The sequence below is a fragment of the Bradyrhizobium sp. BRP22 genome (genome assembly GCF_020194175.1).
Lineage (GTDB): Bacteria > Pseudomonadota > Alphaproteobacteria > Rhizobiales > Xanthobacteraceae > Bradyrhizobium.
In genome coordinates this window covers 234,475-250,572 of record NZ_JADYVX010000002.1, presented here as the reverse complement: position 1 = coordinate 250,572, position 16,098 = coordinate 234,475, and the positions used below count along the sequence as shown (strand labels likewise).

The following is a 16,098-nucleotide window of genomic DNA, read 5'->3' as shown; positions in this document are numbered from 1 at the left end:
CGTGGATTAGGCGGTCGCGCTTTTCGCCAGACGCGCCAGCATTTCCTTGATCTGCCGTTGCGTGTCTTCGAACGAAGGCTCCGGCTGCGCCGCTTCGGGGCGACGCGGGCGCGACGGTTCGACCGGACGCGGCGGGCTCTCATTGTGCTCGGCGGCCAGTTGCGGGGTGCGCTCGGCATGGTCGCGGTCCCACGGGGCGCGCCATTCATTGTCGACCTCGTAGGGCGGCGCGCTCGCGCGGTTAAGCCGGAAGATGACGCCGCCGATCAGGCCCGCGAGCGCAAGCGTGCCGGCCATGATGAACAACAGCGTCTGCGTCGAGGTCGATTGCCGTTCAGCCGTCGAATGCGCGATGGCGGGGGCCGGTGGCGGCGTGGGCTGCGGCGCAGCCTGAGCTTCCTCTTCCGGCGGGCTTGTGGCCGTATCGGTAGCGGCGAGCTTGCTGCCACCGGATGAGGCCATGCTCGACTGATCAAGCCAGCGCTCCGAGACCAGCGAGCCGGAACCGGGTGCGCCGCCGTTGGGCAATGCGTTGTCGAGGGGGGAGGCCGGATTCTGCCTTGCGCCCACTTGGGGTGACCTCAATTCGGCGCGCGCATCCGCAACCGATGGGCTCATGCTCGCGGCCGGCTGGGGCGCGGGCGCGGTTTCGGCGGGTGGCGGCGATTGCTGCTGTGCGGACGCGGCTTTCGCCGCCTTGCTGTTCTCCTCGCGCACATACCAGCACTTGCGCTTATTGGAGCGATCAAGGCGATAATACCAATGGCTTCCTGCGGGTGCGTCCCCCTTTGGAGCTGACAGGCAAGTGTCGGCGGTCTTGGTGTTATCGGCACTCTCTGTGGCGTTTTGTGCTCCGGCCGTGAAGCTGGCACTCGCAAGCATGGTGGCGACAAGTGCTGAAATGAATTTCGCGGTACGCATTGACATCTAGATCCCCGATAACACCAGCTACCCCTTAACTCCTAACTCTCGGTAGGAAGTTGGGTCGCAATGCGCCGCAAATCCGGAGCGGGTGGGGCTTAATTGAGGCTCGGTGGCCGGCTCAATTGCGGCGAATTGGGCGCTGCGGAGGAAGCGGAAATGGCTATTGCTTGGAGGCGGTCCAGCGGCCGATACAGCCGTCGGACTGCCGAAAGCTCCCGGAGCCGGAACGGGCTGAGATGCGGCCGGTGCTGATCACGGTGATGCCGTTGGCATTGCCGAAGGCGTTCACCGCGCCGCTCGGACTGACCCTGCCGCTGACGCCCTGGCCGATGATCTTGCCGCTGGAGACGACCACCGCGGTGGTGCTGCCGCCCGAGCAGGTGGTACCGACGCTGACCACGACCCATGCCCCGTCGAAATTGCCGCCGCCTCCGCCTTCGCCGCCGCTCTTGCGCGAGGCGCGCCGCGGCTCCTCACTCTCGGGCTTGCTGCGTCGCGCGGGGCGATCGGAGTCCGCCGCGCGCGGCGCCTCGCGTGATCCGGACAGCGACTTCTCGTCATTGCCGATGCTGCCGCCGGCGCTGCCCGATTGGGCAAGCACAGGCCCGGCACCAGCCGAAACCAAAACGGAAACAAGGATCGTTCGAAGCGCGCGTTGAATAACCTTCTGCATAAGTGTCTTAATCCAAAATCTCAAAAGTGCACCGGAGGCCGGCGAGGTCGAGACGGTCCCTCACTGCTTCGACGACGTCCACGTTCCGGAACAGCCGTCGGATCGCCTGAACGTTCCGGATCCGCTGCGGCCGGAAGCATGGCCCGTGCTGATGACAGTGATGCCGTTGTAATTGCCGACGGATCTGCTGGCCCCGCCGGGGCTGATGGTTCCGGTAAGGCCCTCACCGATGATCTTGCCGCTGGTCACGACGACTGCCGTCGTACTGCTGCCGCCGCAGCCGACCGAGACGACAACCCACGCGCCGTCGAAATTACTGCCTCCGCCACCACCGCCGCTCCTGCGCGAGGCCCGGCGCGGCTCGTCGGCTTCGGACTTGCTGCGCCTGGACGGCCGATCGGATTCGACCGCGCGTGGCGTCGCGCGTGAGCCGGAGAGGGATTTTTCGTCGTTACCGATGCTGCCGCCGGCGCTGCCGGATTGCGCAAGCGCCGCGCCGCTTGCGGAGACCGAAATCAGTACGGACAGGAGGGCCGCTCGAAACGAGCGTTGAACGGCGTTTGACATAAGCACTTAATCCAAAATCTTAAAATTAGCGGCCCGAACCGTCGGCACAGACCGCACCGATAATGCGACAAGCTTTGCCGCCCTTGCCGCACTCGTCAAGCGCGGCGTCCCGCGCGCGCTCGATACTGTCGCGCTGCACCAGCGACCATGACTTTCCGGAGATCGCGAACGCCCCGCAGCGCGCGCCGTAGAAGCTCAGTTCGAACGGACATTTGGCGGCTCCGCAATTGGAGCGCGCATCGTCGACCGCAGCGCGGCGCGAATTGTGATTCCACGATATGCCCCATTTGTCGCTATCAGGCCCGTAGACGATCGAGCCCCAGGGCTTCAGGTCGTCGAGCTTGCGTAGCCGGATCAGGACGCCTTCGGTGGCTTCGCCCGTCGGCGTCATGCTGCTCTTCTCCTGGAATTTGCTGATCGCGAGCCGCATGCCGTTCTTGCTGTCGAGCGGCTCCGGATCGAAATTGTGCTCGTACAGGCGGTCGCTCAACTCGCGCAGCAGCGCGATGTCCTTGATCGGCACGCGGTCGGGATCAGGCCGCAGCGTGCCGGCGACCGGCTGCTCCGGCGGCGCGGCGACGGCGACCTTGGGTGACGCGGAAGCGCTCGGCGCAACGAAATAAAAGGTGCCGTCGATCGGCGACGAGGAGACCCAGGGCTGCTGCGCCCCGCCGGTCGCGCGCTTCACCGCAAGACCGACCTGGTTGAAGGTCTGGAAGATGTCGAGCCCCGCCTGCTTGATCGTGGTTGCGAGCGCTCGCGTATAGGGGCTGTGGCCGTCGCTGCCATCCTGGGCGACGTTGCCGGGCTGCGTCGCATAGGAGATCAGCGTACGTTCCGGCGCGCGCATCTGCGCAAGCCCGCCATCGGCCGCGCGCAATCCGCGGGCGCCAAACGGATTGTTTCGGCAGGCATCCAGGATCACCATGTTGAGCCGCGTGCCTGATCCCTGCATCTGCCGCAGCACCAGGTTCACATCCGTCATCTGGAAGTCGACATCGGCTTCGCGCGTCGGATTGGCCCCGACCGGCACCAGATAGTTCGAGCCGGAGACCTGGACGCCATGGCCGGCGTAGTAGAACAGCGCGACGTCGGCGCCCCTGGACCTGCCGGCCGAAATTCTGCACGGCGGCATCCATCGCCGCCTTGTCGAGATCGAGCTGGGCGCGGCCGCCGATCAGGGTGAAGCGGAGACCGGCAAGGGTCTCGGCCATCAGCGTCGCGTCATTGCGGGGATTGTCGAGCCGCGTGACGTTCTGGTAGGCAGAATTGCCAATCACCAGCGCAATGCACTTTTCGGCCGCGGCGGGGCCAGCTGCGACGAGCGACAGCAAGCCGATCAGTGCCGCAAACGCCAAACCGTTGATAGCCCCGCGCATCCTCAGTGCTTCCCCGTGACGCCGGGATACATTACCAGCGAGCCGGATGGCCGAAAAGCGTCAGCACTTTGGCAGAGTGAGGCAGGTTACTCAGTTCTTGAGAACGATGCGTCCGACGACCTTGCCGGCGCGCAACTGGTCGATCCACTTCTGGACGTCGGCCATGGGTTCTTCCCGCATCGGCGCCGGCTTGATCTTGCCGGCACGCGCCAGCGCCATCAACTCCTGACCCTCGGCCAGCGTGCCCACCATGAAGCCCTCGATGGTCATGCGCTTGTAGACCCACTGCACCATCGGCAGGTTGAAATTGCCGCCCATCAGGCCGGAGACCACGATCTTGCCGCCGCGCGCCAGCACCGAGACTGCGAACGCCATGGATTTCTCGTTGCCGGCGAAATCGACCACCTCGTCAAAGCCGCCCTCAGTTTCTTTCAGGATACGTTTGATCACGTCCGGTTCAGCGGGGTCATAGGCGACGGAAGCGCCATTCTGCAGCGCGGTTTCGCGCGCGGCCACACTGAGATCGGCGACCGATATCTTCTGCTTGAACATCGCCTGCGCGAAGGAAAGTCCCATCATGCCGACGCCGCCGAGGCCGATCAGCAGGAGGTTGCGCTGACGTGGACGATCCACCAATCGTTTCAGCGCGCCGTAGGCGGTGACGCCCGAGCACATCAGCGTGGCCGCCTGGTTCACCGGCAGCGGATCGTAGTCGAGCAGGTATTTCGCATCGGGCACCAGCACGTGGCTGGCGAAGCCGCCATCGATGGAGACGCCGAGGAAACGCTGCTTGACGCAGAGGTTCTCATCGCCGCTCAAACAATCGCGGCACTGGCCGCAGCCGATCCAGGGAAACACGGCCTTCTTCTTCCCGATCAGGTCAGCCGAAACGTCGGGACCAACTTCGGCGACGACGCCTGCGATTTCGTGGCCGAGCGTGAAGGGCAGGGTCATGCCGCGCGTGGTGTCGAGCTTCTTGCCGCCGCCGAGATCGGCGTAACCATCCTGGATGTGCAGGTCGGAATGGCAGAGCCCACAACGCTCGATGCGGACCAGGACTTCGCGCCCTTGCGGCTTCGGTGTCTCGACGATGGTCTCGCACAATGGCGCATCAAATTTGACGAGGGACTGGCGTACCATTTGCGCCATGGCGTTCACTCCTTAGGCAATGTTCGATGTTGTGTTTCGTATATTGGCCAATTCACGGGCCATGGCAACAAAGCCGGAGATGGAAATAGTTTCGGCGCGGCGGGTGGTATCGACATGCGCGGCGTCGGCGAGCCGGGTCGGATCGACCGAAAGCGACTTCAGGCTCTGGCGCAGCATCTTGCGGCGCTGGCCAAAGGCTGCGGCCGCCACCTGTTCCAGTGCCCGGCGGTCGCAAGGCTCGGGCGCGGCGCGTGGTATCAAGCGTACCAGCGACGAGGTGACTTTCGGCTGCGGCACGAAGGCCGAAGGTGAAATGTCGAACAGGATCTTTGTCTCAGCGCGCCAGTTCGCGAGCACGGCAAGACGGCCGTAGGCCTCGCTGTTCTCCTGCGCAACGATCCGCTCGGCGACCTCGCGCTGGAACATCAGCACCATCATGTCGTACCAGGGCGGCCAGGGTTCGATCGACAGCCAGTCGACAAGAAGCTGCGTCGCGATGTTGTAGGGCAGGTTGGCGACGATCTTTGCCTTGCCGCCATCGAGCAGGGGACGGGGATCGAAATGCTGCGCGTCCGCATGCACGATCTCGAGCCGTCCCGGATATCGCTTGACGATGTAATCGAGCGCAGCCAGCGCCCGTTCGTCGCGCTCGATGGCGATCACCCGTCTTGCGCCAAGCGCGAGCAGCGCCCGCGTCAATCCGCCTGGGCCGGGGCCGACCTCGATCACGATCGAGTCCTCGAGCGGACCCGCGGCGCGCGCGATCCGGGCGGTGAGATTGAGGTCGAGCAGGAAGTTCTGACCCAGCGACTTGCGCGCCGACAGAGAGTGTTCGCGAATGATGTCGCGCAGCGGCGGCAGATCGTCGATCGCGCTCATTCAGGTTTGGTTGCGGCCATCCTCGCGGCCAGCCGCAGCGCCGCGATCAGGCTCGACGGATTGGCACGGCCAGTGCCGGCGATGTCGAATGCCGTGCCATGATCAGGCGAGGTCCTGACGAAGGGCAGGCCCAAGGTGACATTAACCGCGTCGTCGAATGCGATGGTCTTGATCGGGATCAAGGCCTGGTCGTGATACATGCAGATCGCGCAGTCATAGGTGGTGCGCGCCGCCTTGTGGAACAGCGTATCCGCCGGCAGCGGCCCGCGGACGTCGATGCCTTCGCGGCGCAAGATTTCGACAGCCGGCGCCACGACCTCGATATCCTCGGTGCCAAGCGTGCCGTCTTCGCCGGCATGCGGGTTGAGGCCCGCTATCGCGAGGCGCGGATGAGCCAGCCTGAAGCGGGCTTTCATGTCGGCGACTACGATGCGGGCGGTCGAGACGATCAGGTCAGTCGTGAGCAATGCCAACGCTTCGCGCAGGGAAAGGTGGATCGTCACGGGCACGACGGCGAGTTCGGGCGACCACAGCATCATCACTGGCTGTGGCGCGACCCCGTTCTTGGCCGCCAGCTCGGCCAGGAATTCGGTGTGTCCGGGGTGACCGAAGCCAGCGCGATAGAGCACGTTCTTGGCGATCGGATTGGTGACGACGGCGGCGGCCCTGCCGGCCATGACGTCGGCGACTGCGCGCCGGATCGACGATAGCGCGGCATCCGCGCTGGTCGCATCCGGTGTACCCGGCCGCGCCGTCGCCACTTTGCCGGCAGGAACGACGGGCAGGGCCCTCGCAAAAGTGCTGAGCGCCTCTTCGGGCGAGGCATCGGCGAGCTCGACCGCAAGGCCAAGACGGCGAGCGCGGTCGGCGAGGAAATCGCGGTCGCCGAGCAGATAAAACGGTGGAAGCTTCAGATCATCACGCCGCAACCATGCGGCAAGCGCAATGTCGGGACCGATGCCTGCAGGTTCGCCGGATGTCAGCGCAAGGGGCTTTGACATCATCAGCGATATTCGATCATGGCCGCTTTGCGGACTTCCTGCAGATAGGATTTCGATTTCGCCTCATACTTCTGGGCGTACATCTTCTCGCGGATTTCCTTCTTCTTCGGCGAGTCGATCATCGTGGTCTTGCGACCGCACAGCACGACCATCTCCACGCCCTGCTTGGTGATCTCCGGCGGGGTCAGATGGCCGATCGGCGTCTTGTCGAGCACCTCGCGAATGCTCGGCGGGATGTCGCCCGAAGTCTTGGTCACAGTGTCGCGGATCGCAGCGTTCGGTATGGTCTTGAAATAGGAATTGGCTTCGTCGCAGCTCTGGATGCGCTCGCGCAGCCCCTCAGCTTCCTTCTTGCGCGCTTCGACAAGGGCCGGCGTGGAGCCGCGCGGCACGATCAGAACGATCGGCTGCATCTTGTATTCGAAGGCTTCGATCTCGGTCTTTTCGCCACCTTCCTGCGCGGCGGCGGCAACGTCCTTCTCGCCGACCTGGAGGCTTTCCTTATAACGGCCGCGGACCAGGCTGGTCCAAACCATGTCGGCCCTGATGCGGGACTTCAGCGTGTCGGCGCGAATCCCCTGGCTCTCCAGCGATTTCGTCAGTTGCTCCGGCGAGATCCGCATCCGCGCGCTCATCGCGGCATAGGATTGCTCGATGTCTGAGGAGGAGGGATCGACGCCGAACTTTTTGGCTTCCTTGATCTTCACCTTTTCGTCGATCAGCTCCTCGATCACGTCCTGCCGCGCCTGCTGCTTGTGGGTGGTCAGGAAGTTCAGTTTGGTGCGCTGTTCGATGTCGTAGTTGGTGATCGGTTCGCCGTTGACCATGACGGCCACGGTCTGCGCTTTCAACGGCGAAGTGCCGCAGAGCATCAGCGCGAGTGCGATGGCGCAAGCGGGAGCCAGGGCCGAAAGGCGAAGGGATAACGTCGTCATGGTCATCTCAGCCATATGGTCATATCAGCCATATCAACCAGTTCGCACCGAAATTTCGCAGGTGCGGATCACGCTCTACTGAAAGCCGCTTCCGCTGCTCGACGACGTCGTCGAGTTCGCGATGGTCCGCAACCCGATTTGCAACATGAATGCGTGGCTGAGGATCGGCGGCGTTGTGCCGGCGGAATAGGTGTACGACGTGATATAGTTCGCGGCCAGCACGAAGCAATCGTCCACATAGCCGGCGCCGATGACGTACTGGTTGATTTTGTTCGCTTCAAGGTCCCAACGGGCTGAGCCGGATACGACCCAGTTCGAGGCAACCTTGACCGAGGCGCTGGTCAGGATGCCTTCGCGACGGGTGAGATAGCCGAGTTCCGGTTGGGCCGCGTAGTTGCCGTAGAGCAGGCTGACCGACCAGCGATCGAAGTTTGCGCGTCCCTCGGCCTCGAATCGGTTGATGTTCCAGGTCGCCTCATCCATGCGCGAGCGGATGCTGAACGTGTAGGTCCGGTTGGGCGAATAGCTGACGCTGCCGACATAGTCGGAACGCGGGTTCTGCAAGCCGGAATCGAGGCCGGTGTTGGTGGCGTCAGCGACCGCGAATGAGTTCATGCCGAACAGTTGGTAGGACTGTCCGAACAGCACCTTGACGGCGCCGCCGCGATCGAACTGGGTGGTCGCCTGCACACCCACATTGGCGCGGCCGCCGCCCTCGACACGGTCATAGCCGGAGAACTTGTCGACGGAGAACAGATTGCTGGTGTCGAAGACGAGGCTCTGCGCGTCCTCGTTCGGCAGCTTGCCGGCGTAGGTCTCGTTCGGGCGGATGATGACCTGCGCGATCGGCTCGAGCGTGGTGGTGCCCCACGGCTGCACGTTGATGAAGGGATAGCGATATTCGAGGCCGACCGTCGGCATCAGGCGCAGCGCCTGGGTGTCGCCGACGGGAAGGAAGTTCGAGACGCCGGGCTGGTTCGAAACCGAGGCATCGATCGCATCGGCGCGAAGGATCGCGAACGGAGTCCAGATCTGGCCGATCGGGTCGGTAAACGATCGCCGCCATTGCGCTTCAGCCGTCAGGCGCGTGTAGGTGCCCGGGAAGCCGCGCAGCAGACATTGCGAGGGCAGCCGGGCCAGCGGATCGGCGGATGCCGTGAGGCACAGGCCGTTGGTATTGGCGAGCGTGGTGATCGGGTCGAAGACCGCCTCGTCGCGCGTCAGGCTGGTGAAGTTCACCTTGTAGCTGAACTCGCCACCGAAGATCGGGCTGTTGATCACGTTGTTATAGTCGATCACCGGATGGATCACCGGCACCTGGCTCTGATTGCCGGAGAAGCTCAGGTAATAGATCGTGCGCGCGTCGAAGAAGCTGCGATTGCCGACGCCGGTCAAATAGAGCTGCGAGATCGCTTCGGTCGGCAGGCTCAGGAACGACGCGAACGGGTCCCGATACTGGGCGAGCCGATAGTCCGACATGAAGAAGTAGTCGGAGAGGAGCACGCCCTCCCAGCCCCACACCCACTTGTCGTTGATCGCGAACTGACCCTTGGTATCGATGCCGCCGCGGAACTGGCGATCGCCCGGCTGGCCCGCGAAGGCGCCGGGGTCGAGCTGGTCGATGCCATAGGCGCGGATCGAGTACGAGCCGTCGAGCAGGCGCTGACGGAATTCACCCTGGAACAAGACGCCCTGGCGCGAGGTGAAGCGCGGGTTGAACGTCACGTCATAGTCTGGCGCGAGCGCAAAATAGTAGGGGACCTCGACGGCATAGCCATAGGTCGACGCCTGGCTGATGCCCGGCATCAGGAAGCCGCTCTTGCGCTTCACGGTCGGGTCGGGGGTCGAGAAGTAGGGCAGATACGCCATCGGAACACCGAAGAATTCGAGCTGGGCGTTCTCGAAATAGAGCATCTTCTCGGTCTGGTTATGCAGGATGCGGGCGCCCTTGACCTGCCACAGCGGCGGCTTCTTCGGATCGTCCTTACACGGCGCGCAGGCCGTATAAACGCCGTTCTCGAACACCGTGTAGTTGCCACTGGAGCGGTCGGCGCGGGTTGCCGCCATCCGCGTCTGATCCTCGGTGTCGACGCGCAGCGAATCGACGAAACCATCCCGGTAGTCGTCGCTGAGATCCATGATGTTGGCGTAAGTGATCTTGCCCTCGGCATCCGTGAAGCGGATCTTGCCCTCGGCATGAAGACGCTTGGTCTTCTGGTCGTAGATGACCTTGTCGGCCTCGACGCTGGTGCCGTTGTAGAACATCTGCACGTTGCCGACCGCGGAGACGCGCTGATTGTTGTAGTCGTAGTCGACTTCGGTCGCCTGCACGAGCATCTGGCCGTCATTCCGCGGCGGGGGCGGCGCCGGCCTCGGCGGCCGCGGATTGTAGGTGAAGCTCTGCGCGGCGGCAGGCGTTGTCAGGCCAACGCCGATCGCGCCGGTAAGAATGAATCCGATAGTCAAGCTTAGTAGGAAGGCAGCCACGCGAGTTCGTTGACGGCGCACGGGACTGCGCCGCCTGAACGCAGGCGACTTCAACTGGCGGGCGGCGACAACGGCCACTACCCGTCCTCCTGATACAGCAAGGCCAAGAAACCGGTGAGGCCGCCTACGCACACGGGCAGCCACGCCGCAGCGATGGGATGCATCAACTCAGCCTTGCTCAAATCCTCAGTTACTTTCGAGAGCACGTAGAGCAGAAAGCCTGCACCCACGCCACTTAAAACCATCTTTTGCACGCCGCCGAACCGGAAGAAGCGCAAGCTCACCGAAGCGGCCAAAAGCACCATTGCAGCCAGCAAAAACGGCTGTGCAATGAGCTTGTGGTACTGCAAGCGGTAGCCGGCGGTCGCGAAGCCTGAGCTCTCTGACGAACGGATGTAGTTCGGTAGTTGCCAAAACGACACAGTTTCCGGGGTGGAAAAACTGTTGCGGACCTGCGCCGGAGTCAGGGTCGTGGTCAGGTAGAAGCTATCTTGGTCGGCCGGAGGCTTGTCGAGAGAGTATCGACGTACCCCTTTGAATACCCAGCGGCCCTCTTCGAGCGAAGCTTCGCGCGCTTCGATTCGCTCCTTGAACTGCAACTCGGTATCGAAGCGGAAGACGGTCAGTCCGGTCAGGCGCACGCCCTGCTGCTCGCTGCGGGCGGCGTTGATGATCGACTGGCCCTCACTGTTGACCTGGTTGAGCCAGAAGCCGGAGGCGTCCTGGATCCCGCCGCCGGGCGCCGAGCCGAACAGCTCCGCCTCCATCTGCTTGGAGAGCTCGCGCAGGTTTGCCGACATCGGATTGTAGGCGGTGGTTGCCCCGATCCCCAGGACGATTGCGCTTGCCAGCGCCGGCGCGATGAACTGCCAAGCCGAAACGCCGGCGGCGCGGGCGACCACGAGTTCGAGCCGGCGCGACAACGCGAGATAGCAGGTCATGGCGCCGATCAGCACGCAGAACGGCATCAGCTTCTCGAGCAACTGCGGCACGCGGAACAGCGAGGTCTCGGCGACAGTGATCGCGGACGCCGTGACCAGCCCGGACGTCTTGCGCACCATCTCGATGTAGTCGACCAGGACGAGCAGCACGAAAATGCCGACGAACACGCCGACGGCCGAGATCACGAAGCGGCCGGCGAAATAGCGTCCGAGCGTGTTGGTGACCATGCTCATGCGGTGGCCGGCCTTCCGAACAGGCGGGCGAGCCGCGCATTCGACTTGTTGATGGCCTCGATCAATCTCGGAGGCGGCTCCACCACCACGCCGCCGACGATCATCCAGAGCCCGACGCCGATGCCGCCGAGCAGCATCAAATACTGTGCTCCGACGGCGAGCGAGGATTTCACCGCCATCACCGAGCAGGCAAATCCCGCCATGCGCAGCCCCAGCACGGCGAGAACCGAGCCGCCGATCGAGAAATTGCGGCTCTGGCGCGTGGTGCGCGGTGCGCCGAGGAAGGCAAATGTGAGTGCGGCAAACGCGAACGGATAGATCGGCGCCATGAAGCGGTCGTGCAATTCGGCGCGGAACTGGCCGGAGAGTTGATCGAAGGTCGGATCATCAGCGGCGGGCCAGATCAATTCCCACAAATAGCGCTCGCGAATCCCCAGCGTGACGTCGCGCTGGCTCGAGAATTTCGACATGTCGAACGCATAGCGGCCGAAGGCGACCAGCGCCGGGTCGCGCTTGTCGGCTTCGAATCGCTGCAGGTTGCCGTCCTCAAGCACCAGATACGAACCATTCTCGTTCTTCAGCACCGTGCCGTGGTCGGCGATGATCGTGACGCGCTCCTTCGGGTCGCGTCGATCGTCGACGAAGATGCCGCCGAGCACACCACCCGGCAGTCGTTCACGAATCCGAATCGTCAGGTTCTGGTCGAGCTGGGCGAAGCGGCCGGGCTGCAGGATGTTGGTGAGCACGTCGGCGGTGATCTCGGCGTCCCATTGCTTGATCCGCCGCATGCCGTCAGGAGCAAGATAGGCGCCGATGAAGGCGACCATCGCGGCGACCACGCAGGTGGCGTAGAAGAACGGACGGAACAGGCGGAATGGCGAAAAGCCCGCCGCGTTCATCACGATGATCTCGGAATCGGTCGCGAGCTTGTTGAGCGTGTGCGAGACCGCGATCATCAGCGCGATCGGCGCGATGATCAAGACGAGCGCCGGAATCACGAGGCCAGTGATGCCGAGGAAGGTGAGGATGGTCTGACCCTGGCTGGTCATCAGGTCGATGCCGCGCAGCGCCTGGGTAATCCAGATCACCCCGGTGAGGCTGACCAGGACTACCGCAAACGACGCGAGCGTCGTGCGGAAAATATACCTGTCAATCGACCCCATCGTTACCGCAAGATCCCACTTGGCGCGCCAAAACCGCGGCTTCCCGGCCAATCCCTTTGGAGGGCTCCCCTTTGGCCGTGCCGCTTATCCGTCCAGCCGTCACTTTCTCATTACCATCCCTTTGATCCGTCAACAAAATGGCTGGGCCATGGCACTTCGTCTATATGGTTAATTATTCCCCTTTGTGGCGTTCCGGTCACGCCGCGCTTGGCAGTGCGGCGGCTGGCAGGCCATAGTGTTGATGAACCCCTGCGGCCGGCCGATCTGGACGGCCGCGAACCGACATTCCACCTACGACCCACGCCAGCGCGGCTCGCGCCCGCGACAGCCCTGATTCTGGAGGATCCTGCCTATGTCCGACGCCGTAAAGGTCGGCTTTGTCCCGTTTTCCGCATCCATCCGGGGCCTGACGGTGGTGTTTTGCGACGACGCCCTGAAATTCGGCGCTGCGACCGAGAAGGCGCTGGGCAAGGCGGCGGAGACGGTCAAGCGCGCGGCCGCAGCCAACCAGTTCAAGGGCAAGAGCGGCGCAAGCCTCGACATCCTGGCTCCGGAGGGAATCAAGGCCGAGCGCCTGATCGTGGTCGGGACCGGCAAGGCATCGGCGCTGAAGGAGAAGGATTTTCTCAAATTCGGCGGCGTGGCGGCCGGCAAGCTCAACGCCGCGACCGATACCGTCACTGTGATCGCCGAGTTGCCCGAGGGCGCAATGAAGGCGGAGCAGGCGGCAGCGCTCGCCGCAGGTATCCGGCTCCGGGCCTATAAATTCGATCGCTACAAGACCAAGAAGAAGGACGGCGAGAACGAGGCCGTGCGTGCCGACGTCTCGATCGCCACCGGCGATGTCGCTGCGGCGAGGAAGGCGTTTGGTCCCGACGCCTCCATTGTCGAGGGCGTCGTCATCGCGCGGGACCTCGTGAACGAGCCGCCGAACGTGCTCTATCCCGAAGAGTTCGCGCGCCGCGCCAGCCAGCTCCGCAAGATCGGTATCAATGTCGAGGTGCTCGACGTCAAGGCGATGACCAAGCTCGGCATGGGCGCGCTGCTCGGCGTCGCGCAGGGCTCGGCGCGGCCGGGCCGCGTGGTGATCATGCGCTGGAACGGCGGCAAGAAGAGCGACTCTCCCGTGGCCTTCGTCGGCAAGGGCGTCTGCTTCGACACCGGCGGCATCTCGATCAAGCCGGCCGGCAGCATGGAGGACATGAAGGGCGACATGGGCGGCGCGGCCTGCGTGGTCGGGCTGATGCATGCGCTGGCCGCGCGCAAGGCCAAGGTCAACGCGGTCGGCGCCATCGGCCTCGTCGAGAACATGCCCGACGGCAACGCGCAGCGTCCCGGCGATATCGTCAAGTCGATGTCGGGCCAGACCATCGAGATCATCAACACCGACGCCGAGGGCCGCCTCGTGCTCGCCGACGTGCTCTGGTACGTGGCGAAGAAATTCAAGCCGAAATTCATGGTCGACCTGGCGACGCTGACCGGCGCCATCATGGTCGCGCTCGGCACCGAGCATGCCGGCCTGTTCTCCAATAATGATGAGTTGGCCGATCGGCTCATCAAGGTTGGGCAGGAGACCGGCGAGCGGGTATGGCGCATGCCGCTCGGTCCCGAATACGACAAGCTGATCGATTCGCAGTTCGCCGACATGAAGAATACCGGCGGCCGCCATGGCGGCTCGATCACCGCGGCGCAGTTCCTGCAACGCTTCGTCGACGGCACGCCCTGGGCGCATCTCGACATCGCGGGAACCGCGATGGGCGCGCCGAAGACCGACATCAACCAGAGCTGGGGCTCGGGGTACGGCGTTCGCCTGCTGGATCGCTTGGTCGCGGACTATTACGAGGCGAAGAAATAGCAGGGATGACCGAGGTCCTGTTCTATCATCTGCAGGGCATGTCGCTGGAGAGCGTGCTGCCGCCGCTGCTCGAGAAATCGCTGGAGCGCGGCTGGCGCGTGGTCGTGCAATCGACGTCGCTGGAGCGCGCCGAGGCGCTCGACGCACATCTGTGGACCTACAGCGACGATTCCTTCCTGCCGCATGCCACCTGGCGTGTCGCCGATGCGTCGGACCAGCCCGTCATCCTCTCGATCGACGACGGCAATCCGAACCGCGCCAATGTGCGCTTCCTGGTCGACAATGCGGCGCTGCCTGGGGACTGCGACAGCTACGAGCGGGTGGTGCTGGTATTCAATGGCGACGACGCCGAGGCGCTGGCCGCGGCGCGCGAGAGCTGGACCGCCTGCAAGGCGCGGGGATTCGATGTGACCTATTGGCAGACCGACGAGCGCGGGCGCTGGCAGCGCCGGCAATAGAAAGTTGCGGAATTAATGATAATTTGCACTTTGTGTCCCGGAGTCGGCGGGAAGTCACGGTCATGCCGCAAAGGGATGCTCGGACAACAATTTTAGGGCGAAGGCGCGCGGGGCGCGTGACGCCTGGGGACCGGTTCGCGCCAGGAAGGCGCGGCGGGACAATAGGGTAGATGGGAGTCCAATCGATCGTGCGAGGCGGAACACTCATTCGCAAACCGCTGGTGGCCCTGCTGCTGCTTGCGCCGGTCGTTACCGGCTGTTCCGGCGGCTCGAATATTTTCGGGGGCTCGGATATTTTCTCGAGAGATGCCGAGTGGTTCTCGCGGCCCGGCCGGGTGTTCATCCGCAACATTTCGATCGAGACGCCGCCGCTGACGCCGACCAAGCCGGTCAGCGCCGAAGACATGGTCAGCGCCGAGGGCGGATGCCCGGGCATGGCTCCTGCGGGGCCCGCGAATGCCAATGCACTGGCTGAAGGCGCAGCCGGGGCGCCGCCGCCGCAGAATGTCGGGACCGTCGCGCTCGGACATACCGAGTGCGATGTGGTGCGCGGCATCGGCGCGCCCGACAATGTCAGTCTCTCCAAAAATGAACGCGGCGATCGCGTCGCCGTCGTCACGTACACGCGTGGTCCGCGCGCCGGCATCTACACGTTCACTTCGGGCCGCTTGTCGTCGATCGAGCGCGGGGAAGAGCCGGCGCCGCAGCCGAAGGCCGGCAAGTCCAGGACGAGGAAGCCGCCGGCGACGTGAGGGCGTTGAAAGCGGGACGACGTCGTCATGGCAATGACGGGGCGAGAGTTCTGATTCAAATTTCAAACAGCTTCTCCGCAGTCATCGTCCGGCTTGACCGGACGATCCAGTAACCACAGGCGGTTGTGCTTATGCCGAGAGGCCGCCAGGTACTGGATGCCCCGCCTGCGCGGGGCATGACGGTGGAATGGATGTGAGTTCGCGTTCTCGCGGCGCATGGCGCCCGAGCTTTGCGTCTCGTTTCACCCTCTCATCGAAGTGAGGGCGCAGGGAAAGCCGGGTGCCGGTTGCACCCGTGGGGCCCGTGCAGCAAAAAGCACGGGGGTAGGACCACAGGTCAACCGGAGCAACACCGGCTTTCCCTGCGCGATGGTTTACAGGCTTACTTCGCGCTCTTCCCGGTGACCGGGCTTTCTTGCCACCGTCGCCCTGTTCAACGAACAGGACTTAGCGCCAGCGTCGGGGCGCCAGAACCACACGACTTCGCCGTCCGCGAGTGCCACGCTCGTCAGTCGTGCCACTCTCGTCCACCGCATCTCACCGCACGTTCGTGACGATCGCGAGCCGCCCCTCATTCGGGTGAGACGCGCGGAGTTAAATCACTGATTTGCCCGACGACGGAAGCGGAATGTTTTTCGCGCGAGGGCTGGACGGGGCAAATCACGTTGGAATTGCTCGAATAATTCGTCTCGCCGCGCATG

General features: G+C 63.9%; 13 protein-coding genes and 1 pseudogene. 3 read left to right on the top strand and 11 right to left on the bottom strand.

The window, feature by feature from the left end; genetic code table 11:
- Nucleotides 1-6: 6 nt before the first annotated feature.
- From I6F35_RS03620 to lptF, 11 genes and pseudogenes are all read right to left on the bottom strand, one after another.
- The gene (locus I6F35_RS03620; protein ID WP_225116270.1) at nucleotides 7-927 is read right to left on the bottom strand and encodes a hypothetical protein; all 921 of its coding nucleotides are present in this window, start codon (nucleotides 925-927) and stop codon (nucleotides 7-9) included.
- Nucleotides 928-1,084: 157 nt separating this feature from the next.
- Nucleotides 1,085-1,597: a hypothetical protein gene (locus I6F35_RS03615; RefSeq protein ID WP_225116269.1), complete on the bottom strand. Its 513-nt coding sequence runs from the start codon at nucleotides 1,595-1,597 to the stop codon at nucleotides 1,085-1,087.
- Nucleotides 1,598-1,657: 60 nt separating this feature from the next.
- The gene (locus tag I6F35_RS03610; protein ID WP_225116268.1) at nucleotides 1,658-2,164 is read right to left on the bottom strand and encodes a hypothetical protein; all 507 of its coding nucleotides are present in this window, start codon (nucleotides 2,162-2,164) and stop codon (nucleotides 1,658-1,660) included.
- Nucleotides 2,165-2,189: 25 nt separating this feature from the next.
- A pseudogene (locus I6F35_RS03605) lies at nucleotides 2,190-3,543 on the bottom strand (caspase family protein).
- 90 nt (nucleotides 3,544-3,633) lie between these two features.
- Complete coding sequence (locus I6F35_RS03600) at nucleotides 3,634-4,692, bottom strand: alcohol dehydrogenase (protein WP_225116267.1); 1,059 nt, start codon at nucleotides 4,690-4,692, stop codon at nucleotides 3,634-3,636.
- Between the two features lie 12 nt (nucleotides 4,693-4,704).
- Nucleotides 4,705-5,571, bottom strand: a complete 867-nt coding sequence (gene rsmA, locus I6F35_RS03595; protein WP_225116266.1) for a 16S rRNA (adenine(1518)-N(6)/adenine(1519)-N(6))-dimethyltransferase RsmA — start codon at nucleotides 5,569-5,571, stop codon at nucleotides 4,705-4,707.
- Nucleotides 5,568-6,572 (bottom strand): 4-hydroxythreonine-4-phosphate dehydrogenase PdxA, encoded by a 1,005-nt coding sequence (pdxA, locus tag I6F35_RS03590; protein ID WP_225116462.1) that lies wholly within the window; start codon nucleotides 6,570-6,572, stop codon nucleotides 5,568-5,570. The genes rsmA and pdxA overlap by 4 nt, the downstream gene beginning before the upstream one ends.
- Before the next feature lie 2 nt (nucleotides 6,573-6,574).
- Nucleotides 6,575-7,513, bottom strand: a complete 939-nt coding sequence (locus I6F35_RS03585; RefSeq protein WP_225116461.1) for a SurA N-terminal domain-containing protein — start codon at nucleotides 7,511-7,513, stop codon at nucleotides 6,575-6,577.
- 69 nt (nucleotides 7,514-7,582) lie between these two features.
- Entirely contained in the window at nucleotides 7,583-9,973 is a 2,391-nt protein-coding gene (locus I6F35_RS03580; protein ID WP_225116460.1) for an LPS-assembly protein LptD, read from the bottom strand.
- A gap of 98 nt (nucleotides 9,974-10,071) precedes the next feature.
- The gene (gene lptG / locus I6F35_RS03575) at nucleotides 10,072-11,169 is read right to left on the bottom strand and encodes an LPS export ABC transporter permease LptG (protein ID WP_225116265.1); all 1,098 of its coding nucleotides are present in this window, start codon (nucleotides 11,167-11,169) and stop codon (nucleotides 10,072-10,074) included.
- Nucleotides 11,166-12,332, bottom strand: coding sequence for an LPS export ABC transporter permease LptF (lptF, locus tag I6F35_RS03570; protein WP_225116264.1), 1,167 nt, complete (start codon nucleotides 12,330-12,332; stop codon nucleotides 11,166-11,168). The genes lptG and lptF overlap by 4 nt, the downstream gene beginning before the upstream one ends.
- Before the next feature lie 352 nt (nucleotides 12,333-12,684).
- Here lptF and I6F35_RS03565 point away from each other — a divergent pair, with 352 nt between their 5' ends.
- From I6F35_RS03565 to I6F35_RS03555, 3 genes are all read left to right on the top strand, one after another.
- Entirely contained in the window at nucleotides 12,685-14,187 is a 1,503-nt protein-coding gene (locus I6F35_RS03565) for a leucyl aminopeptidase (RefSeq protein ID WP_225116263.1), read from the top strand.
- Nucleotides 14,188-14,192: 5 nt separating this feature from the next.
- Nucleotides 14,193-14,645, top strand: coding sequence for a DNA polymerase III subunit chi (locus I6F35_RS03560; protein WP_225116262.1), 453 nt, complete (start codon nucleotides 14,193-14,195; stop codon nucleotides 14,643-14,645).
- Nucleotides 14,646-14,815: 170 nt separating this feature from the next.
- Nucleotides 14,816-15,397 (top strand): hypothetical protein, encoded by a 582-nt coding sequence (locus I6F35_RS03555; RefSeq protein WP_225116261.1) that lies wholly within the window; start codon nucleotides 14,816-14,818, stop codon nucleotides 15,395-15,397.
- Nucleotides 15,398-16,098: the final 701 nt, after the last annotated feature.

Coding starts and splice junctions, on each gene's coding strand:
- I6F35_RS03620 (WP_225116270.1), bottom strand. CDS start 927: ATGTCAATGCGTACCGCGAAATTCATTTCAGCACTTGTCGCCACCATG.
- I6F35_RS03615 (WP_225116269.1), bottom strand. CDS start 1,597: ATGCAGAAGGTTATTCAACGCGCGCTTCGAACGATCCTTGTTTCCGTT.
- I6F35_RS03610 (WP_225116268.1), bottom strand. CDS start 2,164: ATGTCAAACGCCGTTCAACGCTCGTTTCGAGCGGCCCTCCTGTCCGTA.
- I6F35_RS03600 (WP_225116267.1), bottom strand. CDS start 4,692: ATGGCGCAAATGGTACGCCAGTCCCTCGTCAAATTTGATGCGCCATTG.
- rsmA (WP_225116266.1), bottom strand. CDS start 5,571: ATGAGCGCGATCGACGATCTGCCGCCGCTGCGCGACATCATTCGCGAA.
- pdxA (WP_225116462.1), bottom strand. CDS start 6,572: ATGTCAAAGCCCCTTGCGCTGACATCCGGCGAACCTGCAGGCATCGGT.
- I6F35_RS03585 (WP_225116461.1), bottom strand. CDS start 7,513: ATGACCATGACGACGTTATCCCTTCGCCTTTCGGCCCTGGCTCCCGCT.
- lptG (WP_225116265.1), bottom strand. CDS start 11,169: ATGAGCATGGTCACCAACACGCTCGGACGCTATTTCGCCGGCCGCTTC.
- lptF (WP_225116264.1), bottom strand. CDS start 12,332: ATGGGGTCGATTGACAGGTATATTTTCCGCACGACGCTCGCGTCGTTT.
- I6F35_RS03565 (WP_225116263.1), top strand. CDS start 12,685: ATGTCCGACGCCGTAAAGGTCGGCTTTGTCCCGTTTTCCGCATCCATC.
- I6F35_RS03560 (WP_225116262.1), top strand. CDS start 14,193: ATGACCGAGGTCCTGTTCTATCATCTGCAGGGCATGTCGCTGGAGAGC.
- I6F35_RS03555 (WP_225116261.1), top strand. CDS start 14,816: ATGGGAGTCCAATCGATCGTGCGAGGCGGAACACTCATTCGCAAACCG.